This window comes from Streptomyces sp. NPDC055400, assembly GCF_053644375.1.
Genome location: NZ_JBSHLM010000002.1, coordinates 746080 through 769239, shown reverse-complemented (window position 1 = coordinate 769239; position 23160 = coordinate 746080). Strand labels below are relative to the sequence as shown.

Annotated in this window: 17 protein-coding genes and 5 pseudogenes; 10 read left to right on the top strand and 12 right to left on the bottom strand. The window is 69.9% G+C overall.

The genetic code is table 11. The features are described 5' to 3' along the window. Positions 1-12 precede the first annotated feature (12 nt). Complete coding sequence (locus ACWIGU_RS07900) at positions 13-2298, bottom strand: SpoIIE family protein phosphatase (RefSeq protein WP_454398512.1); 2286 nt, start codon at positions 2296-2298, stop codon at positions 13-15. Positions 2299-2590: 292 nt separating this feature from the next. Between ACWIGU_RS07900 and ACWIGU_RS07895 the strand changes: the two are divergent. From ACWIGU_RS07895 to ACWIGU_RS07880, 4 genes and pseudogenes are all read left to right on the top strand, one after another. Beyond that, a pseudogene (locus tag ACWIGU_RS07895) lies at positions 2591-3277 on the top strand (alpha-hydroxy-acid oxidizing protein); the annotation flags it as partial. Then, positions 3160-3912, top strand: coding sequence for a hypothetical protein (locus tag ACWIGU_RS07890; protein ID WP_454398643.1), 753 nt, complete (start codon positions 3160-3162; stop codon positions 3910-3912). The pseudogene ACWIGU_RS07895 and the gene ACWIGU_RS07890, both read left to right, overlap by 118 nt. Continuing rightward, positions 3857-4156, top strand: coding sequence for a thiamine pyrophosphate-dependent enzyme (locus tag ACWIGU_RS07885; RefSeq protein ID WP_454398510.1), 300 nt, complete (start codon positions 3857-3859; stop codon positions 4154-4156). Before ACWIGU_RS07890 ends, ACWIGU_RS07885 begins: the two co-directional genes overlap by 56 nt. A 79-nt stretch (positions 4157-4235) precedes the next feature. Then, positions 4236-4928: pseudogene (locus ACWIGU_RS07880) on the top strand (zinc-binding dehydrogenase); the annotation flags it as partial. A gap of 12 nt (positions 4929-4940) precedes the next feature. Here ACWIGU_RS07880 and ACWIGU_RS07875 read toward each other — a convergent pair. The 4 genes and pseudogenes from ACWIGU_RS07875 to ACWIGU_RS07860 form a co-directional block, all read right to left on the bottom strand. Then, a pseudogene (locus ACWIGU_RS07875) lies at positions 4941-5102 on the bottom strand (proline racemase family protein); the annotation flags it as partial. Between the two features lie 52 nt (positions 5103-5154). Then, positions 5155-6582 carry an RtcB family protein gene (locus ACWIGU_RS07870; protein ID WP_454398508.1) on the bottom strand — a complete coding sequence of 476 codons (1428 nt, stop codon included), beginning with the start codon at positions 6580-6582 and terminating at the stop codon, positions 5155-5157. 52 nt (positions 6583-6634) lie between these two features. Next, complete coding sequence (locus tag ACWIGU_RS07865; RefSeq protein WP_454398506.1) at positions 6635-7027, bottom strand: archease; 393 nt, start codon at positions 7025-7027, stop codon at positions 6635-6637. A gap of 126 nt (positions 7028-7153) precedes the next feature. Continuing rightward, positions 7154-9631: a SpoIIE family protein phosphatase gene (locus ACWIGU_RS07860; RefSeq protein ID WP_454398504.1), complete on the bottom strand. Its 2478-nt coding sequence runs from the start codon at positions 9629-9631 to the stop codon at positions 7154-7156. A 227-nt stretch (positions 9632-9858) separates the two neighbouring features. On the opposite strand from ACWIGU_RS07860, the gene ACWIGU_RS07855 reads away from it, so the two are divergent. Continuing rightward, positions 9859-11922 carry a SpoIIE family protein phosphatase gene (locus ACWIGU_RS07855; RefSeq protein ID WP_454398502.1) on the top strand — a complete coding sequence of 688 codons (2064 nt, stop codon included), beginning with the start codon at positions 9859-9861 and terminating at the stop codon, positions 11920-11922. A 346-nt stretch (positions 11923-12268) separates the two neighbouring features. On the opposite strand, the pseudogene ACWIGU_RS07850 reads toward ACWIGU_RS07855, so the two are convergent. From ACWIGU_RS07850 to ACWIGU_RS07835, 4 genes and pseudogenes are all read right to left on the bottom strand, one after another. After that, positions 12269-12622 (bottom strand): annotated as a pseudogene (locus ACWIGU_RS07850) (PfkB family carbohydrate kinase); the annotation flags it as partial. Positions 12623-12662: 40 nt separating this feature from the next. Then, entirely contained in the window at positions 12663-13994 is a 1332-nt protein-coding gene (locus ACWIGU_RS07845) for an amidohydrolase family protein (protein ID WP_454398500.1), read from the bottom strand. Between the two features lie 100 nt (positions 13995-14094). Further along, a complete protein-coding gene (locus ACWIGU_RS07840) occupies positions 14095-14592 on the bottom strand; it encodes a nucleoside deaminase (protein WP_454398498.1) in 498 nt (165 codons plus the stop codon). Beyond that, on the bottom strand, positions 14589-15974 hold the full coding sequence (locus tag ACWIGU_RS07835; protein ID WP_454398496.1) for a purine-cytosine permease family protein: 1386 nt from the start codon (positions 15972-15974) through the stop codon (positions 14589-14591). Before ACWIGU_RS07835 ends, ACWIGU_RS07840 begins: the two co-directional genes overlap by 4 nt. 287 nt (positions 15975-16261) lie before the next feature. Here ACWIGU_RS07835 and ACWIGU_RS07830 point away from each other — a divergent pair, with 287 nt between their 5' ends. Next, complete coding sequence (locus tag ACWIGU_RS07830; protein WP_454398494.1) at positions 16262-17776, top strand: PucR family transcriptional regulator ligand-binding domain-containing protein; 1515 nt, start codon at positions 16262-16264, stop codon at positions 17774-17776. Positions 17777-18076: 300 nt separating this feature from the next. On the opposite strand, the pseudogene ACWIGU_RS07825 reads toward ACWIGU_RS07830, so the two are convergent. Then, a pseudogene (locus ACWIGU_RS07825) lies at positions 18077-18373 on the bottom strand (integrase core domain-containing protein); the annotation flags it as partial. A 296-nt stretch (positions 18374-18669) separates the two neighbouring features. Next, on the bottom strand, positions 18670-18903 hold the full coding sequence (locus ACWIGU_RS07820; protein ID WP_454398492.1) for a GntR family transcriptional regulator: 234 nt from the start codon (positions 18901-18903) through the stop codon (positions 18670-18672). Between the two features lie 157 nt (positions 18904-19060). On the opposite strand from ACWIGU_RS07820, the gene ACWIGU_RS07815 reads away from it, so the two are divergent. Then, positions 19061-19249: a hypothetical protein gene (locus ACWIGU_RS07815; protein ID WP_454398490.1), complete on the top strand. Its 189-nt coding sequence runs from the start codon at positions 19061-19063 to the stop codon at positions 19247-19249. After that, positions 19246-19413, top strand: coding sequence for a hypothetical protein (locus ACWIGU_RS07810; RefSeq protein ID WP_454398488.1), 168 nt, complete (start codon positions 19246-19248; stop codon positions 19411-19413). The genes ACWIGU_RS07815 and ACWIGU_RS07810 overlap by 4 nt, the downstream gene beginning before the upstream one ends. 1089 nt (positions 19414-20502) lie before the next feature. On the opposite strand, the gene ACWIGU_RS07805 is transcribed toward ACWIGU_RS07810, so the two are convergent. Further along, the gene (locus ACWIGU_RS07805) at positions 20503-21054 is read right to left on the bottom strand and encodes a cupin domain-containing protein (RefSeq protein WP_454398641.1); all 552 of its coding nucleotides are present in this window, start codon (positions 21052-21054) and stop codon (positions 20503-20505) included. Between the two features lie 192 nt (positions 21055-21246). Here ACWIGU_RS07805 and ACWIGU_RS07800 point away from each other — a divergent pair, with 192 nt between their 5' ends. Next, a complete protein-coding gene (locus tag ACWIGU_RS07800; protein ID WP_454398639.1) occupies positions 21247-21681 on the top strand; it encodes an RrF2 family transcriptional regulator in 435 nt (144 codons plus the stop codon). Further along, positions 21678-22685: a DsbA family oxidoreductase gene (locus ACWIGU_RS07795; protein ID WP_454398486.1), complete on the top strand. Its 1008-nt coding sequence runs from the start codon at positions 21678-21680 to the stop codon at positions 22683-22685. Before ACWIGU_RS07800 ends, ACWIGU_RS07795 begins: the two co-directional genes overlap by 4 nt. Positions 22686-23160 lie beyond the last annotated feature (475 nt).

Sequence of the window (23160 nt, the reverse complement as noted above, 5' to 3'; positions counted from 1 at the left end):
TTTTTCGGCAAGCTAGCCCGCCACAGCCATGCTCTGCTGTGCCCAGACCGTCTTGCCCTGGGCGTGGTACCGGATTCCCCAACCGTCGGCGACGCTCGCGACGATGAAGAGGCCGCGGCCGCCCTCGTCGATGGCGCGGGCGTGCTTCAGGTGGGGCACACTGTCACCCGCGTCGCGAACTTCGCAGGTCAGATGCCCGTCGAGAATGAGGCGCAACCGATACGGTGGGGCGCCGTAGCGAAGTGCGTTGGCGACCAGCTCGCTCGCGATGAGCTCCGTCGTGAACGCATCATCCGCGCCGATGCCCCATGCGTCGAGTTGGCGGCGTACCGCCGCACGGGCCTCTGGTACGGACGCGAGGTCCTCGACCAGGGGTAGCGTCAACACGCGGTCGGGGGGCAGGCCTCTGGCGCGCGCCAGGAGGAGCAGTTTCTCGGTCTCGTGGTGGTCCCGCAGCGTGTAGGCGAGCGCGTCGCTCAGTTCGTGCAGCGGCAGCTCCGCTCCCTCGCTCAGCACGGCACGCAAGTGCGGCTCGCTGTGCAGCACCTCCTCGTTGCCGACCGCGAGGACGCTGCCGGCCGGCAGGGGAAGCTCCGTCGCGGGAAAGGGCGCCTGGTCGGTGCCGGCCAGCACCGGGCCTCCCGGCACGGACACGGGCTCCGCGCCGCCCTCAGGGCGGACCAGGTACGGCTCGGGCAGGCCGGCGCGTACGAGGGTGCAGGTGTGGTCGACCGAGTCGTAGACCGCGATGAGGCAGCCGGCGGTCAGTGGCTCACGGTGCAGTGGGTCCCCGGCGGGGAGCGCCGCCCGCTCGGAGGCCAGTTGCGTGGCGGTGTCGCTGAGCCGTGCCATCAGTTCGTTCGGCTCGAGGTCGAGCGCGGCCAGGGCGTGGATGACCGTCCGGAGTTGTCCCATCGTGGTCGCGGTGGCGACACCTCGGCCGGCCACGTCCCCGAGCACCAATGCGGTGCGGCCGCCGGCCATCTCGATCACGTCGAACCACGCGCCTCCGCCCCCTGGCCCCGGGATGTGCATGGACGCCACGTCCATCGAGGACGGTGTCGAAGTCAGTTGCGGCAGAAGTCTGCGCTTCACGGTCGCGGCGATGGTCCGCTCCCGGGTGAAGCGGCGGGCGTTGTCGATGCATAGCGCCGCGTGGGCGCAGAGGTCCGACGTCAGCGCCACATCGTCCTCATCGAAGGGTTCCTCGTCCCGGTGTCGGTAGAAACTCACTACACCCAGCGCTTGGCCGCGCACGCTGAGCGGCGCGACGATCAGGGAGTGCGCGTCCGACTGGGCGATGGCGCCGGCCCGTGCAGGGTCCGCCGACAACCAGGGGCTGTCCTTCGTGACGGTGACGAGCCTGGGCCGCAGGTCGTTCAAAACGAGGGAGTAGGGGGTGCCCTCCGGCAGTCGGCGCACGTCTCCCACCGCGTGTGCCGACACCAGCCCCTTGAACGCGGCTCGTCGCAGCGGCACGTCGTGGTCCACCGGAGCCAGCGGCGGCTCCTCGCCCCGAATGACGTCCTCGATGACCTCGACCACCACGATGCCCGTGAACGCCGGTACGACCGCGTCCACCAACTCCTGGCACACGGCGACCACTTCGAGCCGCTCGCCCACGGTGTTGCGTACCTTCTTCAGGAGCTTGAGCCGCTGCAATGCCCGCTCGTGCTCGGTCACGTCGAGCGTCGAGGCGACGAGCCCCAGCACCTCGGCGTCCCCTCCCTCTCTCTCGAGGCGCACGTACGACAGGGAGTAGTTCAGGGGGCGGCTCGTGCCGTTGCCTGGCGTGGCCCGCACGATGCGCCGGAGCGCCGGCTCTCCGGTCATGAGGACCCGGCGTGCCACCGCGCGCTCCTTCTCGGGATCCTCAAGGCCCAGGGCTTCAGGAAAGTCCTGGCCGGTCGGGGCACCATCCGCCCTCTGCGGCGCTTCGCGCGTGCCGCTCTGGGACCACACAATGCGCAGATCCCGGTCCAGGACGTTCAGGTCGACCGGAGAGTGGACGAACAGCGACCGCAGGACCGCCCGGTCCCGGGCCGCGGTGTCGTCCTGCTCGTCGTGTACCTCCCAGATGAGTGAGTTCCCGGAGATCATCGGCTGCACGGACACCGCGCCGAGAGCGGTCAGCAAGGCCCCGCGTCCCGTGGCACCGACCTCCCCGCCCATCAGCTCGGCCACAGTGCGGCCCTCAGCCTCCACCCCGGACCGGCCTAGCAGGTCCGCCGCCCGCGTGGACCACTCGACGATCCGCCCGTCGTCGGTGATCCGCGCGAGCAAGGCACCGCTCGACATCGCAGCACACCTCCGCTCCGGTCCGTGCACATGCGTCTCTTCCCATAGTGGGGTACGTGATGGAGCCACTCACCTTGGTGGGCCGTGTACGGGGCATGTATTGGTGAATCGCGCAACCCGCTCAGGCGGGACGTCGTGCCGATGGCTCAGGGCGCTCGGCCCGGAACGGTGCGCCGAGCACGCGCGTCGACGGCCCCGCGATACGAGCCCTGTTGTGGCCAGGCCGGATTCCTGGTCAGCGGCATGGCCGAGCCCGGAGGGCTAAAAAGGGCTGCTGCCCCATAGCGTCGCCATCTACACCCCGACCGACCGCGAGCTGGCCGAGAGCCTGGTCCACCGTGCCGAGAAGGCCGGGTTCAAGGGCATCGTGGTCACCCTGGACGCCTGGATCACCGGGTGGCGCCCCCGCGATCTCGCCACCAGCAACTTCCCTCAGCTACGCGGGAACTGTCTGACCAACTACACCAGCGACCCCGTCTTCCGCTCCCGCCTCGCCCGAAGCCCGGAGGACGACCCGAAGGCCGTGGTCGCCGAATGGGTGAGGGTCTTCGGCAACCCGCTCACGTGGAACGATCTGCCCTGGCTGCGCTCGATCACCGGCCTGCCGCTGATCCTGAAGGGCATCTGCCACCCTGACGATGCCCGTCGCGCCAAGGACGCCGGCGTGGACGGCATCTACTGCTCCAACCACGGCGGACGCCAGGCCAACGGCGGCCTGCCCGCCCTCGACGCCCTGCCGGGCGTGGTCGAAGCCGCCGACGGCACGCCCGTCCTCTTCGACTCCGGTGTCCGCACGGGAGCCGACATCATCAAGGCCATCGCCCTGGGTGCCACCGCCGTCAGCGTCGGCCGCCCCTACGCATACGGCCTCGATTACGGCGGCGAGGCCGGAGTCGTCCACGTCCTGCGGGCCCTGCTCGCCGAGGCCGACTTGCTCATGGCCGTCGACGGCTACGCGCCGGCGGATGGGACGGGGCCGTCGCCCTGGCGGAGAAACTGCGTGCGACCGTGTACGGATCCCCGCTGCTGGACAGCGCTTCCTTCCCCGAAAACCACCCCCTCTTCGCGGGCCCGCTCGGCATGTCGGTCAAGACCATCAGCGACCGGCTGACCGGTCACGACCTGGTGATCGTGATCGGTGCCGAGGTGTTCCGGTACTACCCCTACGTGCCTGGCGACTACCTCCCCGCAGGCACCGAGCTGCTGCAGATCAGCGGCAACCCGGCGGTTGCCGCCGCGGCGCGCGTCGGCGACAGCCTCCTGGGCGACCCCGCGACGGCGATCGAGCTGTTGGTGGACATGGTCACGGAGGGATCGGCGCGGACCGCTCCGCAGCCGATGCCGCGCCCCCGTGAGCTGCCGCAGGCGCCGAACAGCCCGCTCACTCCGCCGGAGGTCTACGCCGCGCTGAGCAGGGTCCGGCCGACCGACGCGGTCATCGTGAACGAATCGACTTCCACGATGGCGCAGCAGATCGAGTGGCTCCCCACCACTCGAAGCGGATCGTTCTTCGCCACCGCCGGCGGAGGCATCGGCTGGGGCACCCCCGCCGCCGTGGGTGTCGCACTGGGCGACCGGGACCGGGGGGGGGCGAACGGCCGGTGGTCGGTCTGATCGGCGACGGCTCATTCCAGTACTCCGTGCAGTCAAATCGTTCGCCGTACTCGAGGAAACCCCGGGCGTCCCCGGACTCGACCTGCCCGGGCTCGACATCGCCTCCGTCGCCCGCGGATTCGGATGCCACGCGGTCGACGTGAAGACCACCGAAGACCTGGAGCGGGAGTTCAAGGCCGCCCTGGCCGCCGGCACCACCACCGTCATCGTGGTCGCCACACAACCCCAGAAAGCCATGTTGTAGACAGCGCGGCCAGCACGAACGAAGAGAAGAGAAGACAGGAATCATGGACTTTGAACTGAAGGACCGGGTGTACATAGGCCCCTTCGGCACGGCCGCCCAATACGCCGTCGTGCCCGAGCAGTTGGCCGTCCCTCTGCCTGATCACGTCGGCGACGAGCTCGGCGCCAGCCTTGGTGTCCCCGGCATCACCGCCCACCGCGCTGTGTTCTCCGACGGCCCGGTCGACGGCCAACTGGTCCTCGTCCACGGTGTCCTCGGTGGCGTCGGCTCGATGGCTGCTCAACTCGCCCACTGGGCAGGCGCCACCGTGATCGGCACCGTGCGCCGCAGCAGCGATCTCCACCACGTCGACCCGGCTGTCGTCCCCCACACGGTGGCCCTGGACACCGACGATGCGGCGTCCGCCATTCGCTCGTACGCGCCCGACGGCGTGGACAGGATCATCGAGGTGTCGCTCTCCGCCAACGCCGACCTGGACAACGCTGTGGTAGCCCTCGGCGGAGTCATCGCCGCCTACGGCACCCATGCCGACCGCACCGAACTCCCCTTCTGGCCCCTGCTGTTCAACAATGTCACCCTGCGCCTGCTCGGCAGCGACGACTTTCCCGCCGAAGCCAAACGACGGGCCGCACGTGATCTCACCGTGGCGGCAGCGGCAGGCGCCCTGACGGTGCACGTGGGAGACAGGTATCCGCTCGACCACATCGCCGAGGCTCACGATCGAGTCGATGCGGGTGGACGTGGCCGGGTGCTGGTGACCATCGACGGCTGACCGAGACCGACCTGTGACCTCCGGTACGACGGCGGGACGGCCGTGGACGGTCGCTTCCGCGACGATCCGGGCGTGGAAGCGGGTACCGACGATCGAGTCGTGCACGAGGGCCCGGCCCGGCTTGAGGTGACCGCTCGCCGCAAGGACCGCGACCCGAGAACACGTGCTGTGCACTTCTCCGACGGCGAGCGGCCCGCCTGTCGGCCATGTGCGAGGCGGCCCTCTGCTAGCCCTTGAGCACGCCCAGCGGCACCAGGCGCGCTACAAGGCGGCCCATGTCGTTGTGTTCGCTTGCCCGGACAACGGTGTCGACGTCCTTGTACGCCTCGGGCGCTTCCTCGATCACGCTGCGCCAGGAAGCGGGGCGCACCGCGACCCCCGCACCGGCCAGCTCGTGGCGCAGCTGCCGGACGGACGTCTCGCGGTGGGCACGGTGCCGGCTCCAGACGCGGCCCGCGCCGTGGCAGCAGGAGTCATACGCCCGGTTGCCGGTGCTGCCGGTCATGACGTACGAGGCGGTACCCATCGTGCCGGGCACGAACACCGGCTGACCGAAGCGGCGCAGGGCGTCCGGCAGGTCGGCGTGGCCCGGCGGCAGGGCCCGGGTGGCGCCTTTGCGATGGACGCACAGCAGCGCCCGGGCACCGTCATGGTGGGGGTGGGTTTCCAGCTTGGCCAGGTTGTGCGAGACGTCGTACAGCAGATCCAGGTCCGAGCCGGTCAGCTGCAGGAAGGCACGGCGGGCGGCGTCGGCGAGCAGCTGGCGGTTGGCGCGGGCGTAGTTCGCGGCGGCGGCCATCGCGCCGAGGTAGGCGCGGCCTTCGGCCGAGTCGACGGGTGCGCAGGCCAGTTGCGGGTCGGGTACGTCGATGCCGTAGTGCCGCATCACGGAGTCCATGGCCCGTACGTGGTCGGAGCAGATCTGGTGGCCCAGGCCGCGTGAGCCGCAGTGGATCATGACGCACACCAGGCCTGGGCGCAGGCCGAACGCCCGCGCGCATGTCTCGTCGTAGACGGTGTCGACTGCCTGGATCTCCAGGAAGTGATTGGCCGAGCCCAGACTGCCGACCTGCCCGGCGCCGCGGTCCAGCGCGCGTTCGCCGACCTGGGTGGGATCGGCGTCGCCGACGGCTCCGTAGTCCTCGCACCGCTCCAGGTCGCGTGGCACCCCGTGGCCCTGCTCGACCGCGTAACGGGATCCGCCGCTCAGGATCTCGTGCAGCTGTGCCCGGCCCGTCAGGTGCCACAGTCCGCCGGGCCCGAGCCCGCGTGGGATCAGTCCGTCCAGCCGGTCCATCAGCGCGGGCAGCCTGTGCAGCAGGGTGGTGTGGTCGACGTGCGCGGTGAGCAGGCGTACCCCGCAGGAGATGTCGAAGCCCACCCCGCCCGGCGAAATGACGCCGCCGCCCGCGACTTCGGTGGCGGCCACGCCGCCGATGGGGAAGCCGTAGCCCCAGTGGATGTCGGGCATGGCGTACGAGGCACGGACGATGCCGGGGAGCGTAGCCACATGAGCCACCTGCTGAAGGGCCTGGTCGCCGGGCTCGTCCGGCAGCAGCTCCCGTGGAGCGAGGACGACTCCGGGTACGCGCATGGCGCCGGTCTGTTCGATGCGGAACCGCCAGGGTCCGTCTGCCACAAGCCGGATGTCCATGTCGGTTCGGCCTCCTCTGCGAGGCGTTCCGGCGCGAGACGCCGGGACGGGGTCACACATCGAGCGTCACTCGGCACGCCCACCCGTGCGCGTGATGGGCCAGTCGCAGGCCGTGCAGCGCGACGGCCTTGGGTACGGCACCGGTCTGCATGGCCGTCGAGCTGTCGGCCATCGTGAATCGCACGCGTACGTCACCGGGCTCCGGCGTCACCGTGACGTCCACAGGGAGTTCGCCCGACGCATCCATGCGGTAGATGACCTCCTCAAGCACGGCGACCAGGAGCCGGCCGTCGTCTCCGGCCGCCACCACACACTCCCGCGCCACGCAGGAGGCATCCGCGGGCAGTTCGGCGAAGCTGCCGACCATGCCTCGCACTGCCTCGGCGATGCACTCCTCGCGGGTCGGTGCCCAGGCCTCGACACGCAGATCACCGGTGTGCGGCACACTGCGATGACCGTGTGGAGAATGCCCGGGCCCGGTGGTCATGGGCGTCCGGAGATCCGGTCGGTCGGGCGGACTCACGTCCCGGCACGGCATGTCTCTCCTTGCGTTCTTCACGGGATTTCCTGTTCAGCCCAACGGGATTTCCTGTTCAGCCCAGATGATCTTTCCGCCCTTCGTGTACCGGGCACCCCAGCGATGGGCGAGCTGGGCCACCAGGAAGAGACCGCGGCCGCCTTCGTCCGTGCTTCGCGCATGTCTCAGCCGCGGAGCGGTGCTGCTTCCGTCGGCGACCTCGCAGGACAGGCGGGCGTCGCGGAGGAGCCGCAGGCGTATAGGCGGTTCGGCGTAGCGAATCGCGTTGGTGACGAGCTCGCTCACGATGAGTTCCGTGGTCATGGCCAGTTCCCCGAGACCCCAGGCTGCCACCTGGCGAGTCGCCCGGGCTCGGACATCGGCGACGGCGGCGGGGTCCACGGGAACGTCCCATGAGACGACGTGGTCGGCACCCAGTGAGTGCGTGCGTGTCAGGAGGAGGGCGATGTCGTCGGGTTGAGGCACGGGCACGAGGTGCTGTACCGCGGACGTGCACAGGCCGGCGAGGTCGCAGTCCGGCTGGGCCAGCACGTCGCCGAGCCGGGACATGCCCAGCTCCATGTCGTGGTCGACTCCCTCGATGAGGCCGTTGGTGTAGAGACCGAGCAGGCTGTTCTCGGCGAGTTCGATCTCGGTGGCCTCGAACGCCACGCCGCCCAGTCCGAGCGGAGGGCCGGCGGGGGGTTCCGGGAAGGAGACGTGCCCGTCGGGTCCGACGACGACGGGTGGCGGATGTCCGGCCCGGGCCATCGTGCAGCGCCTGGTGACCGGATCGTAGACGGCGTACAGGCAGGTCGCTCCGAGGAAGGCGGTCGAACTCCGGTTGGCCGCCTCGGCCCCCTCGCCGACGGGCTGCTCCTCGCTCAACCGGAGTACGAGGTCGTCGAGATGGGCCAGCAGTTCGTCGGGGGGCAATTCCATGTCCGCGAGTGTCTGCACCGCGGTGCGTATTCGGCCCATGGCTGCCGCCGCGGTGATGCCGTGACCCACCACATCGCCGACGACGAGGGCCGCACGAGCGCCGGACAGCGGGATCACGTCGAACCAGTCGCCGCCGACCCCGTCGGTGGGGTCCGCCGGCAGATACGAGGAGGCCACTTCCAGCGCCGTTCCTCCTGTCAGGGCATGGGGCAGCAGACTGCGCTGAAGAGTGATCGCTGCCGTGTGTTCCCTGGTGTATCGGCGGGCGTTGTCGACGCACAGCGCCGCTCGTGCCACCAGATCCTGTGCCAGCAGGACGTCGTCGGGCTGGAACGAGATGGTATTGAGCGACCGTACGAACGTGGTGAGGCCCAGGGCGGTGTTCCGGGCCCGCATCGGCACGCAGATGAGGGAGTGCAGTCCGAACTCGCGGATTTTTGCCGCCCTCTCGGACTGTTCGGCGACCCACAGGTCCTCGGAGGGGGCGAGAACCGGGATGAGGATCGGCTCGCCGTTGACGAGCAGATCCGCGTCGTGCGGCGGGGGGAGGAAGTCCGCCCTCTCCCCGATCCGCGCCACGGCCTCCGGGCAGCCCTCTCGTACCGAGCTCATTCCGGCGCGGCGCAGCACCGGCGTGGCGGAGGCCGGTCCCGCATCGGTCAGCCACGCTCCGTGCCCCTCGGTGCTGAGGACGGGCTCCAGGAGATCGACGATGACGAAGTCCGCGAAGTAGGGAACGGCGAAGTCGGCGAGTTCCTGAGCCGTCTCCATGACGTCGAGAGTCCTGCCGATCCTGGTCCCCGCTTCGTTGACCAGCGACAGAAGCTGGCGGGCGTTCCACCGCTCGGTGACGTCCGAGACCATGTAGCCGACACCCGTGACGGAGTTGTCGGCGTCCAGCAGGGGGAAGAAGGACGTGGAGTAGGCGTGTTGGCGGTGTGGATCGGCCCAACTCCATCCCGCGTACTCGTAGTCGGTCACCGGGACGCCGGTCGTCAGGACTTTGCGCATCAGTCCCTCGATGGTGTCCGCCTGCAGCCCGGGAAAAAGGTCGCTCAGCCGACGACCCAGCCGCTGCTCTCGGGGCACACCGCCGAAGCGTTCCAAGGTGTCGTTCAGCCACACGTAGCGCAGGTCCATATCCATCACGGCCATGCCGACCGGCGAGCGGGTCTGGAAGCCGTCGAGGACGGACTGGCTCACCGTCCAGTGCTGCTTCCGCTCCCGTGCCGAGATCAGGAAGCACTCGTCCGAGCCGACACGGAAGGACGCGGAGACACGCAGATCGACGTCGATGCTGCTGCCGTCGCGGTGTCGTACAGGGATGAGACCGCTCCACCCCATGCCGCCGCGGCATCGCTCCGCGATGCCGGCCACCCGTGCCGGGTCTCCGGGCATCGCCAGCAGACGCGCGGCCGAGCCGCCGACCACCTCTCGTGCCGGGCGGCCGAGGAGTTCTTCGGCGCCCCGGGTCCAGCCGACCACGACGCCGTCCGTGGACACCACCGCGGCCGCGTCGGTGGACGCGTCGAAGTGATCGAGCGGTCCCGCGGGCGTGGGCGCATCGGAACCGTTTCGCGCAGAAGCCATGGGCCTCATCCCCTACACGACCATGTTCCTGCTACTCCGCCCGATGTGCACGATCCCGGCGAGAGGGTGGCCGGGCCCGGCGCGGCCCTCCGCCGCCGACGAGCACCACGCATTGGGCAACGCGCTGGCCCGGGGGCAACATGGAAGTGCAGGTGGTCGGTACCCCGAGCGCGCGGTGATGCCGATGCGGGTGGGCACGGCCTGCCGGCTGGTCAAGGAGGTCTGGGATGGCAGCCGAACCCTTCCCGTCCAACGGCGACGAGCACGGACCCGAGCCGCCTCGACCGACCGGACTGCTGGACGTGCTGAGCGTGGCCGCGTTGGTCGTCGACGCCGACGGGCGCCTCGTGTTCTGGACCCCACAGGCCGAGGAACTCTTCGGCTACACCTCGGAAGAGGCCCTCGGCAAGTACGCGGCACGGCTGTTCATCCATCCCGAGCACCTGCAGGCTGTCACGCGCCTGTTCGCGGAGGTGCTGGAGACCGGCCGGAGCTGGGCCGGTACCTTCCCCATCCGTCACAAGGACGGCAGCATCCGGCTGACGGAGTTCCGGAACATGCGGCTCCTGGACGATCGCGGAGGTCTCCACGCTCTGGGCATCGCAGCCGACCACAACCTGCTCCAGCGCGTCGAGACCGACCTGGCGCTGTGTGAGCGGTTGATCAGCCAGTCACCGATCGGCATCGCCCTCATGGACCCCGACCTGCACTATCTCCTGGTCAACCCGGCTCTGGAGCGTATCGACGGCATCCCCGCCGATGACCACATCGGCCGCGGTCTGAGAGAGACCCTGCCCTTCCCTGACGTCGACACCATCGAGTCCGCGCTACGTCAGGTGCTCGCCACCGGCACTCCGCTGCTCGACCAGTACCACGTGGGCCGTCCCCCGGCCGACCCCGACCGCGAGCACGCCTGGTCCCTGTCCTTCTACCGGCTGGAGGACCCCGGCGGGCGGGTCCTGGGAGCGGCCACCTCGGTCGTCGACGTCACCGAGCGGCACCGTGTGGCTGCCCAGGCCGACCAGGCCCGACGACGCCTGGCCCTCATCGCTGACGCCTCCACCCGCGTGGGAACCACCTTGGAGGTGGAGCAGACCGCCCAGGAACTGGCCGAAATCGCCACCCCCGAACTCGCCGACGTGGTCGCCGTGGACATCCTGGACTCCGCCCTGGCCTGCCGCGCACGCAGACACGGCGACGGCCCGGAGCTCTTCCGCGCCCTTGCACTCAAGGCGGCCCACCCCACCGTGGCACTGCGCGCCGCCGACCCGCCCGGTGACCTCGCGGCCTATGACAGTGACCGCCTGGTCACCCTGTGCGTCCACACCGGTCGGCCGATCCTGGTGAGCCATGTCGGCGACCACGATCTGCCGCGCATCGCCCGTAACGCCGAGGCCACCTCGCTTCTGGCCCGCGCCGGCGTCCATTCCTACCTCGCCGTGCCACTGATCGCCCACGGCGAGGTGCTCGGCGCCCTCGACCTCAAGCGCACCCGCAACCCGCGTCCCTTCGAGGAGGACGACGTCACCCTGGCCAGTGAGCTGGCCGGCCGTGCCGCCGTGGCCATCGACAACGCCCGCTGGTTCCAGAGCGTGCGCAACACCGCCCTCACGCTCCAGCGCAGCCTGCTGCCCGACCACCCACCTCACCACACCGGCCTGAAGATTGCCTCCCGCTACCAACCCGCCCAGGCCACCAGCGAGGTCGGCGGCGATTGGTACGACATCATTCCCCTGACCGGCGACAGGACCGCCCTGGTCATCGGCGACGTCATGGGCAACGGCATCGACGCCGCGGCCACCATGGGCCGACTGCGCACCGCCACCTGCGCCTACGCGGAACTCGACCTCGCCCCGGGCGTCCTGCTCCAGCACCTGGACAAGATCACCTGCGACCTGGAGCACTACATCGTCACCTGCATCTACGCCGTGTACGACCCCCATACAAAGGAGTGCCACATCGCCAACGCGGGACACATGCCGCCCGCCCTGGCCCGCCCGGGCCACACCCCCGCACTGCTCGAACTGCCCCCCGGAGCCCCCCTCGGCGTCGGCGGCATCCCCTTCGAGACCACCACCGTCGAACTCAGCACCGACGACCTGCTGGTCCTCTACACCGACGGCCTCGTCGAAACCCGGCATCACCCCATAGACGACCGCCTGAACTTCCTCCTCAGCTTCCTCGACACTCCCGATCGACCCCTCGAAGAAACCTGCGACCTCCTGCTGCACGGCCTGCGCCACCCCGACGACCACGACGATGTTGCCCTGCTCGTCACCCGGGCCCTGTAGGGCGTCCGGCCCGTAGGCCTCGCGGAGCCGCACAGGCACAGCGCTTCGCGAGGCTCCCCCCTTGATCATCCCGCCGCCGTGGAGGCTGAGGATGCCTCCCTTGGGACCTCGGTCCTCGACAGGGCTGAGAATCAGCACAGTGATGTCCGGCGCGCCGTCCGGCCCGGGTACCTGGCGCTCCTCCACCCGCACTCTGCCGCCCGCCGTCAGAGCCTTCGAATCCAACCCGGGGGAACCCTCGGCGATCTGCCGTCGGATCTCCGGCAGGGTCTCGTCCGACAGGGCCGGAAAAGCAGCTCCCCGCGCCTCCTCGTCGAGCGCGAGCTCAGGGTCCAACGGGGGCCGGGTGGCCAAGGCACCGAAAAACGGTGTCGCCGGCGCCGATCGTGTCCACGACGGCGACTCGCTCACCGGGTACGGAGTGCTCGCCGCCGTCACGGGTGTAGGCCGTGAGCCCGTCCCCGCCACGGGTGACCACCACCGCAGCCGGGACCTGGCTCAGCCACTTCTCCACCGAGCCGCCGAGCCAGCTGGCGTCCTCCTCCGAGAGCTTGAGCAGGTCCAGGTGCGGCAGCCAGCCCTCGAAGCGAGCGCGGTAGGCCGCGGGGTCGGGGATGAGGCCGGGGCGGATGTTCGGGTCGACGGCGGCGAACACCCCGCGCGCCGACTCCCGCAGCAGCAGCTCCTCGTACGCGCTCGCAACCCGGGGCTCGACAGATTGAGGTCCGGCGACAGACGTCTCACTGCGTGAGAGATGCACGGCGCCGGAACAGGTCCTCCGCAGCACGCTGCGCCTCCAGGCGCACCTTCTCCGGGTCCACGCTGAGCACCTTGCCGCCGTCCACGAGCAGTTCGCCGTCCACCCACACGTGGTCGACGTCGGCCGAAGCGGCAGAGAAGACCAGGTGGGCGACGGCGTTGAAGTCATCGCCGTGGAGGAGGGGTGTGGTGTGCAGCTTGCGCAGGTCCACGGTGACGACGTCCGCCTTCTTGCCCGGCTCCAGCGAACCGGTGACGGCGTCCAGGCCGAGGGCGCGCGCACCGTCGAGCGTGGCCATCGCCAGGATGTCCCACGGGTCGCCCGTCGTCGGGTCGAGGGACGTCACCTTCTGCAGGAGCGAGGCGAACTTCATCTCCTCCAGCAGGTCGAGGTTGTTGTTCTCCTTCTCGCCGTCGCTGCCGAGGCCCACTGCGATGCCCTTGGCGCGCATTTCGGCGACCCGGGCCGGGCCCGACGACAGCTTCATGTTCGAGCACGGGCAATGTGCGACGCTCGTACCGGTCGAGGCGAGGAGGCCGATCTCGGCGTCGTCGAGCCAGACGCAGTGGGCGACCACTGTGCGTGGGCCGAGGACGCCGCGGTGGTGGAACTCCTCGATGGGTCGTCGCCCGAACTGCCTTATGGATTCCTCGACTTCCCATGTCGTCTCGGAGGAGTGTGTGTGCAGTCCTGTGTCGAACTCCTCGGCGAGCGCGGCGGCCGCTCGGAACGCGTCCTCGCTGCAGTAGAAGAGGTGCTCCAGGCCCACCCAGGAGCGGACCCGGTCGTGGGCGTAGGCGCGGTAGTCGGTGAGGAGCCGGCGGTTCGTGTCGAGCGTCTCGAAGTAGTCGTAGCCGGGCAGGTCGGCGACGTACGGAACGAGGGTCGCGCGGATCCCGATCTGCGCGGCAGCGTGCGCCGAGCCCTCCATGTGGCGCCACATGTCCATCACGGACGTCGTGCCCGCGCGCAGCGACTCGGTGTAGCAGAGCCGGGAGGCGGCCTCGGCGATCTCTGGGGTGAGTGCCTTGTGGGCCGGGTCGACGTAGTCGCGCAGCCAGTCCCACAGCGACTTGGACTCGGCGGTGCCGCGCAGCAGGCCCGAGTGGAGGTGGGTGTTGTGCAGGCCGGGAATGACGGCGTGGCCCGTGGCGTCGACGACGTGGGCGTCGATGCCGGTGAAGGTGTCGGGGTGGCCGATCGCCACGATGCGAGTGTCTTCGACGAGAACGGATCCGGGGTCGTGGACGGTTCGGGTGCCGTCACAGGGGATGACGATGCCGTTGGCGATGAGCGTGCGCTGGCTTGGCATGGTGGGGTGGCTCCTTGTGGTGTGGTGAGGGTGCGTTGTGGCTGGGCGCGCAGTTCCCCGCGCCCCTGAGATGTGCGGCCGCACCGCGAAACAGGGAGGGTCAGCTCCAGAACCCGACATGCACTCCCGTCGCCTCCTCGTGGAGGCACGGGCCGACCACCTCTACCGGGCGCTGGCCCCGCGCCAGCACCTCGCGGCAGGGGAGCGCCATCGTCGGGTTCTCGGGGTTCGCCCCGGTCAGCGCGAGGAGTTCGTCCTCGCCGAGGGCGTACGCGATCCGGCCGATGCCGCTCCAGTAGACGGCGCCGGCGCACATCGCGCACGGCTCCGTCGACGTGTACAGCGTGGCGCGTGCCAGGTCCGTGCGGTCGTACGTGCCTGAGGCGAGCCGCACCAGGTTCGTCTCGGCATGTCCGGTCGCGTCCTGGTCGGAGACAACCGTGTTGCCCGCCTCCAGGACCTCCTCGCCGTTGAGGACGAGGAGCGCGCCGAACGGGTGGTTGCCGGCGGCGCGGGCCGCAGCGGCCCGCACGATCGCCCGGCGCAGGAAGGCCTCGTCCTCGGCGGTGGGTACGTCGGGTGCGGTCGTCAAGGTCATGCGTCACTCCTCAACTCATCGGAAACGAAGGGGTGTCCGATCTTCGCGGTGGGGTGTGCGGGGGTACGGACGGTGCAGAGCACCGCGTACGCGAGACCCGCCACCATGAACCCCACGAACAGCCCGAACGGTCCGAGCGCCGGATGTGCCGCCGCCAGCGGGCCTGTGTACAGCGACTGGTTCATGAACGGGATCTCGACAGCGAGCGCCAGCAGCACACACGGCAGGCCCCATCCGAAGCGGTGCCCGGTGTCGTACGGGTCTGCGACGGTGTGCCGCCCCGGACCCCAGTACGCCGCGATCATCACGGCGGCCCACGGCGCGAGCCAGTAACCCGTCATCAGCAGGAAGTCGTTGAGGTGGGTCGCGAAGTCGCCGTGCCCCGCGTACCAGGCGAGCGCCGTGCCCAGGCCGCCGACGACGAGGACCGACACCCAGCGCGGGATCGTGAACCCGGCGACGAGCGCGGCCATCGCGCCCGAGTACAGGTCGATCACCGTCGACGCGAGCGTGGACAGGAGCAGGGAGAGCAGAACGACCGTGCCGAGCGCATGCGGCAGCAGGCCGCTCACCATGCCGCTCGGGTCGTCAAGCGCCCCCGCCGTGCCGAGGGCGGCGCCGAGCGTACCGATCCACACCCCGGCCACCGCGCTGCCGCCGCCTGCTGCGAGGAACACCCGTCGCGGGCGGCTCGTCGCTGACAGATAGCGGCTGTAGTCGGAGGCGTACGCGGACCAGCCGAGGACCCGTGCTGCCGTCACCGCAACCACCAGGACGAAGGCGGCAGTCGAGCCGTCGGCGGGCGCGATGGGCGCCTGCGCCCGCACCTCGCCGAAGCCGTACACCGACATCACCGCGAACACGATCACCAGGAGGACGGCGAGACCCCGCTCCACCGTGTGGATCAGCCGGTAGCCGACCACCGCCACGCCCATCTGCGCGAGCGCCATCACCGCGAGCGCCGGGCCGAACCCCATCCCGGTCAGATCGCGCAGGATGAAGATGCCGAGGAGGGAGTCGACGACGCACCAGCCGACACCGTTGACGACCGTGAACGCGGCCGACGGCAGATTGCCCAGCCGCCCGAACGGGCTGCGGGACTGCACGAGTTGGAGCACTCCGGTCAGCGGGCCCCGCGTGGAGAACAGGCCGACGAGTGCCGAGCTGAGCAGCGTACCCGTGACGATCGCCAGGACGGCGGGGCCGAAGTCCAGGCCGAACACCGACGTCGACAGCGCGCCCACGCTCAGCGTCGTGAACTGCACATTCGCGCCGAACCACAGCGTGAACAGAGACCACGGGTGGCCATGACGACGGTTGAGGGGTACCGGTTCGGCACCCAACTCCTCGATGTAGAGGGGACGTTCGGGGTCGGCGCGCATGACGGACTCCTCACGGAGGGAACGGAGGGAGCGGAGGGAAAGACGGCGGTACAGGAAGGTTCATGCGGCTCGATCCGCGCTCCCGGGGCCTCGACGGCGCCATGGGCTGCGCGTGGAACCCAGTGAACCGCCGACGTGCCCCCACTGGGATTGCACGCGTCTCCAGACGGCGCCCCACCTGCGCGGCAGCGGCCCGTACTATTCTCCAAACCCCGTGCACACCGGCGTGCATGCCTGTAACAAATGCCGCCCGCGCAGCCGCCGGGCGGAGCCGAGGAGGCCGACCGGTGCAGCTGAACGATCTCCTTGCGATGCCGCGCCTCGGGCTGTGCCCCGTCGTTGTCCCAGCCTCGGAAGGGCTGCGCATCCGCGGCGTCTACACCACCGATCTGCCCGACCCGGGGCGCTATCTCGACGGCGGCGAACTTGTCCTGACCAGCACCACCTGGTATCGCGAGCCGCGCGACGCCGATGTCTTCGTCGCCGCGCTGTCCGCTGCGGGCGTCGCCGCCCTCGTCGCGGGCACGGCGGGGGTCGGCGTGCTGCCCGACGCACTCGGCGAGGCCTGCGCCCGGCAGGGTCTGCCGCTGCTCACGGTCGACGACGAAGTGTCGTTCGCGGCGCTCACCGAGACGGTGCTCGGCGGTGGAGAGCACCGCATCCCGTCTGCCGGGCTGCACCGCGGCCTCGTCACCAGCATGGCCTCGGGCGAGGGCGCCGCCGGCCTCATCGACGTGTTCGCCCGCGCCACCGGCGTGTGGTGCGCCGTGCTGTCGGCGACCGGCCGGCTCCTCGCGGGCGGCGTCCCCGGCGTGCGACCGGAACAGCTCGCGCGCGCCCACCGGGACGCACTGGCCGCGGGCGGCTTCCCCGCAGTGCCCACCCTCACCGGCGGCGGCCGGCTCAGCCTCTTCCCCGTCCAGTCACCCGCCGCGCACCGCCCGCCCGCCGGATACCTGGCCGCGTCCGGCGACTGGCGCGACTGGGCGCCCGGCGTGGCCGACGCCGCGGGCGAGGTGTGCGCCCTGCTCGCCCTCGACAAGGCCGCCGTCCAAGAACGCCGACGCATCGAGGCCCGCTTCCTGCGCGAGGCGATCGACCTGCTAGCCGCCGGAAAGGAGGAGCCCGCCGAGGCTCGCCTCAGCAGCCTCGGCCTCGATACCGGCGCTCCCTTGAGTGCCCTGTGTATGAGTACCACTGGCAGCCCTTACGGGCCCGAACTCGCCGCCACCGTCCTGGAGGACGTTGCCGATCGGATCCCCGGCTGCTCGGTGCCGATCCCCGTCGACGACGGGGCTTACCTGATGCTCGTACCGGACGGCGACCCGGGCGCGGTCGACGCCGCTGAACGCCTCGCGCCGCTCCTCGGCTCTGGTCGTGCCGCCCTTGGTACCGGCCCCTCAGCGACCGGCGGGGCCGGGCTGCGCCGCTCGGTCGAGGAAGCCCGGCACGCGCACCGCGTCGCCACGCTCGGCACCGGCACCGTGCGCACCGCGGGCAGTGGCGAGCTCTCCTCGCACCTACTGCTGATCGCCGCGGTCCCCGAGGACGTCCGCCGCCTCTACCGCGACCGCCTGCTCGGCGTCCTCGAACGCTACGACGCCGAGCACGGCAGCGACCTGGTGACGACGCTCGCCACGTTCCTCGACGCCTCGGGCTCCTGGCAGCGCTGTGCCGAGCAACTCCACGTCCACGTCAATACGTTGCGCTACCGGCTACGGCGCGTCGAAGAGCTCACCGGGCACAGCCTCGCCACCCTGCACGACCGCGTCGACTTCTGTCTCGCGCTGAGCTTCCGCTGACCCACGGCGGGGCGGGGGGCGCTCCGGAAGGACAGCACCGATGGCACCCAGCCTCCACACCGCCCGCGCCTGCACCGCCGCGTCGTCGGCGCCCACGCCACCGACATCCACACCCCCAATGGGAGCTACCTGTGATCACCGTCCTTGCCGCGTCCTCGCGCTGGCCGTCGGCCGGTGCATCGGCCACCGCACCGCCCGCATCGTTCACATCCCCATCGGTCGTTTCGCAGGACGGGACAACAACGCATTCATCGCCGCCGAGCGGGACTGAGGCTCAACCTCGGGAGTGGACACCGAGTTTCATGCGACGAGTGACCGCATACGTGACGAGGTCAGTTGTTGTTCGAACTCGGCTGGTGTGAGGTAGCCGAGGGCGGAGTGGCGGCGGCGCCGGTTGTAGTAGGCCAGCCAGCGGAACAGCTCCAGCCGTGGCTGAGCCTTCGAGGTGAGGCGTCGCTCGTAGAGCAACTCCCGGATCAGGCCCTGGAAGAACGATTCGGCCGGGGCGTTGTCGTAACTTGAGCCGACGCGCCCCATGCTGCAGCGGATGCCGTGCCGGCGGCAGACATTGGCGAAGGCCCGGCTGACGTACCGCGTCGAGCAAGGCCGTCGCAATGGTGTCAAGCGAGGAGAACCCAGCGCCGGCGTGATAGGAGAAGAAGCACGACACCACGAAGAACATGATCGACGACATGAAGTGACGAGCCGCTCGTACTCGGCGCGCTGCTCGCGGGTGAGGCGCATCGCCGGGTGCGGGCACAGGCGCCGGACCGCCTCGTTCAGCTCGTCAGCAGACCGCGATACACCGCGGGCTGGGGGAGCGGCAGGCATGGATCAATTCTGGGATCCGGGTCTGACAGAGCCCAGGAGTCAGCGGAAGCGGCATAGTTCTATCAAGGCTGCCGGTCGGCGACGAATGACCCCATGCCGACCTCCGTGTAGATCAGTCCGTCCTCGCGCAGCTGCCGCAGCACCTTCTGCGCGGTCACGTTGGCGACACCGAACTCCTCGGTCAGTGCGACGGTCGACGGCACCCGTGTGCGCGGCGCGTACACGCCTGACTCGATCCGCTCCACGATCACCTCGTGGACCTGCCTCCACCTGGGGCGATCTACAGCGAACTCCATACCGCGCACCATAGACAGCCATGATCCTCCGCGGCGATCGGTAGTACACCAGGCAAGCTATAGCTTTCTATGGCATGGTGGACTGGCTTGCCACACACAAAGCCCCCGCAGCCGCTGTCACGACTCGGGGAACGGACCACGCCGCAGGGGCGTCGCTATGACACAGCCTACGGACCAGCCTTCCAGCGAAGGCCCCGAACCCGAACCACTTGTCTGCCCGTGCGGCGACCTCGCGCATGCGCCCATCCGCGTCGGCGTCGCGTTCTCGGTCAGCGGTCCGGAACGCGGCCTGTACGACTGCCCCCGGGCGGTCACCCACCGGTACGGCCTCGGGCCCGCCTGGTGAGCACCCCCGATCCCGTGTCCGCGGCGATCGCCGCAATGGAGGCCCGCTGTCAGCAGGCCTATGTGCTCCTCATGAAGCACATGCAGATCTGCCGCGACTGCCATGAGCACCCCCTGTGTGCCGACGGCCGCGCCCTCTGGAACCGATGGAAGGGCAAGCTGTGATCTGCTGCCGCTGCCAGCAAGCCATCAAGGCTGACGAGCCGTACCGCACCCAGAGCCATCACGCCGCATCCGGCGCCGGCGTCATCAACCACAGCCACGTCGTCTGCCCGCCCAAGCCGCGGGGCTGAACTCCCGCCCGCCGCGAGGGGCAAGACGGCATCGGCGGGCGGGTGCGCATCAGAGTGCAGGGATCCGTGCGGCCTGCACTCTTTCGCCAAGGCCAGCCTCTCGCCTCACTGTTGACACAGGTTATCCGGAGGCCAGACATGATGCGGGGCGCGATAGCCGGGCCCCGGCCCGCCGACCGTGGTCGCCTGTCGCCGACAGGGGTCCGGGAACGGCAACTGTCGGCCGTACTTGATCGTCCTTTGGTGTGTGACCACAGCATCGCCGGAGCCGCCGTTTGGGCCTCACTGCGGTCACGGAGCTGTCCCGGACGATTCTGTGGGCTGTCGCAGCATTCACGTGCTCGGCTACACCGGGTGTCAGGGGCATCTTGCTGATACCGAGCGGGATTCCCTGGCGGCCACACTGCGGGCACAAGTCGATGCTGAGGTGGTTCGGCTGGCCGTCGCCGGACCTCCTGCCGTCGCCGTCCGTGCGTGATCCCGACTCAGGCCTGGGCTCCCGGTCGAAGGCGGGACCTGCTGGCCTGGTTGCCGCAACGCGTACGCGGCCGTTATGTGTATTGCCTTTGAGGAACCCAGCGCCAGTCGTCCTACATGAGTACGGTGTTGATGAGCGCGCCGACCGCGGTTCGGCAGCGCCGGGAAGCGGATCCGAGTTCCAGGCAGACGGACGGCTCATACCGCCCTCACGGAGTGTCTTCACCTGTTCCCAACGCACAGCGGCCGGCACCACCGGGTCGCCGATGTGCAGGGGCGACCCGTTGAGGTGTCGGAGGGATTCGCCGCCAGGTGCTTCAGCTCGATGCCGCACTGCCTGCAGAGGGCTGGCCAATCAGAGGGCGGGTGGCGTGGGGTGGGCCGCATGGAACGGCGTGATGCTGCGACCCATGGACCCAGAAGTGGACGAGCCGGAAGACTCAGACCAGTTGGTCGGGCGGAGGTTGGCCGCGTGCCGGTCCGGTCATTCCTCTCCGGGCTCGTCGCTGAGTACGTACAGCTCTGGCAGATTGACCACGATCGCCTCTTGGGTGGAGCGTGCGATCACCACGACCGCCTCCTCGCCGGGGCTCGGGTTCTCCTCACGGTGGGGGACGAACGGCGGTACGAAGATGTAGTCGCCCGGGGACGTGCGGATGCGGATCTCCTGTGGCGTACCGCTCGAGTCGTCCAGGAACACGAATTCCGGGTGGCCTTTCACCACATGGATCGCGGTCTCGGACGCCCCGTGGTGATGATTGGACGAGGCGGTCTGCGCCGCGACATGGGTCTGTCCCATCCAGATCCGCTGGGATCCCACGCTCGATCCGCTGATCGCGGCGAAGCGCCGCATCCCGCCCGTCTGTGCCGTGTCACCGTCGAGCGCGTCGGCCCGGATGTGGTGGAGCCGGGCGTGCAGGGGGAGTTTGCTGTCCGCGTCGCCGGGACCGTGGCCGTGATCGGGGAGGTTGGGGTGGAAGGCGTCGTGCTTGGCGGCTGGAGCGTCGTCGGGCTGCGGCGTGGTGTGCGGGGCCATGAGAATCCTGCTCGTCGATGCGGAGGCCGGGTTCCGCCGGAGGATCGCCACGGCGGCGGGCACCAGGTTCTGGCGCCGACCGTAGAGAGCCCGGCGAATGGATGTCAAGATGTGTCCATTGCGGCCGAGCAGCCCGTTCGCGGCTGCCGGCGGCCCATGATGCTGAATGCAATCCTCGGGGAGACGGTGCAGATGCAGATCTCGGCGAAGGCGGACTACGCGGTGCGGGCGCTCGTCGAACTGGCCGCGGACAGCGGTAGGCCGCTTACCTGTGAAGGCATTGCGTCCGCACAGGACATCCCCTTCCGGTTCCTCAAATCGGTGTTCCGGGACATGCGTCAGGCCGGCCTTGTGCGCAGTCAGCGTGGCTGCGAGGGCGGCTACTGGATAGGCCGCGACGCGACGACGATCACGGTCGCGCAGGTCATGACCGCGGTCGACGGCGAGTTCCTGACGCTGCGGGGAGAGCGGCCCGACTCGCTCGACTACCCTGGCTCCGCGCGTCTGGTGCCGGAGCTGTGGCGGTCGCTGGAGGCCGCGGCGCAGGCGGTGCTCGGGCGGATGACCATCGCCGAGTTGGCCGAGGCGGCCCAGACGTCGGCGCCTGCTTCGGTGGTCTCGGCATGACGGGCGCGAGGGGACCGTTCGGCCCCGATGGCTGCGTTGTCCATGCCGGCGGCCAGGACACCACCAAAGCCGGCGCCCATGTCGGCGTCCAGGAGGCCACCGATCCCGCCGCCCATCTCGCCGTCACCGAATTCACCGATCCTGCCTGCCCCTGGGCCTGGGGTTCCGAGCCTGCCTTCCGCCTCCTGCGGTACTCCCTCGGCCCGCGTGTGCGCTGGCGCAGGGTGTTCGGGATCCTTTTCGACGACAACGACGACCCGGCTCCAGATCCTGACGCCGAGGCCCGCTGGTACGAGCGGTTCATCGCCGACGTCGCGGTGCACACCCGTGCCCCGTACGCCCGGCGGCTGCACCGGCTGACCCGTTCCAGCTGGCCCGCCTCGCTCGCTGCGAAAGCCTCGTCCGAACAGGGTGCTGACCTGGCGGAGCATGTCCTGCGTCGGCTGCGCGAGAGCACCTTCGTCCTCGGGACGCCCGCCGACTCGTACGCCGGTGTGCGCGATGTCGTACTCGGGGTCCCCGGCCTCGACCTCGACCGGCTCCTCGACGGCATGGCGGCTGCCAGCACCTGGGACGCGGTACGCGCCGACCGGGCACAGACGCGCCGGCCGATCGCGCAGGTGCTGGAACTTGAAGGGACCGGTCCCCACCCGGGACGGGCCAAGGAGCTGAGCGACGGGCGGCGTTACGCCCTGCCGACGGTCCTGTTCGACGGCCCGGGCGGTCAGATCTGCGTCCCGGGCTGGCAGCCGGTGGAGTCCTACTTCGAAGCGGCCCGTACGGCGGCGGCTGCGCCGCTGCCGGGTCCGGCCCGGATGTCCGCCCGAGACGCACTGGAACAGTGGCGGACCCTGACCGGACCCGAACTCGCCGTGCTCACCGGGGCGTCGCAGCCACCGGCCGGAGCCGCCCGGCTCGACACAGGAAACGGACCGCTGTGGTTGCACCCCGATGAGGCCAACTCTTACCCGGCCATCGCCGAGTTGAGCCATCAGTCTGAGTGAAAGTGCAGGTCGGCAGGGTCTCGACGAATGAGACACCTTGAGGTGTCCATTGACAGGGGGAGGCGGGGGCAAGAAGATGACGGGCATGCATCTGATGCACCCCGGCGTGGTCTGCCGTTACGTGGACTATCGACGCACCTCCAGCGCACTCTGTCGCTGACCCGACCGCCGACGCGGCCCCTCGTGGGGCCCGCGGCGCTCCGGCTCGGCAGGTGACTTCGGCGTCGTCAATCACGGTGAAATGCCGCCGGACGCATGGTGCCCAGTCAGGCCTGGCCCGGTGGCGGACCAGCCACTGAGCCTGAGCCGCTGACACGCCGATCCCTTCCCGGTGCCGGGCAGTCTTTGCGACGTCCTGACGGCTGCACCGGGCGTATGGCACCTCGTTCTCCGCCGTGTCCCGCGGCGCCTCGGCTTCCCGTGCAGCGCCGCACGCCGCCATGGCCCGCCCAGCGGTCGCCCGACCAGCCGGACT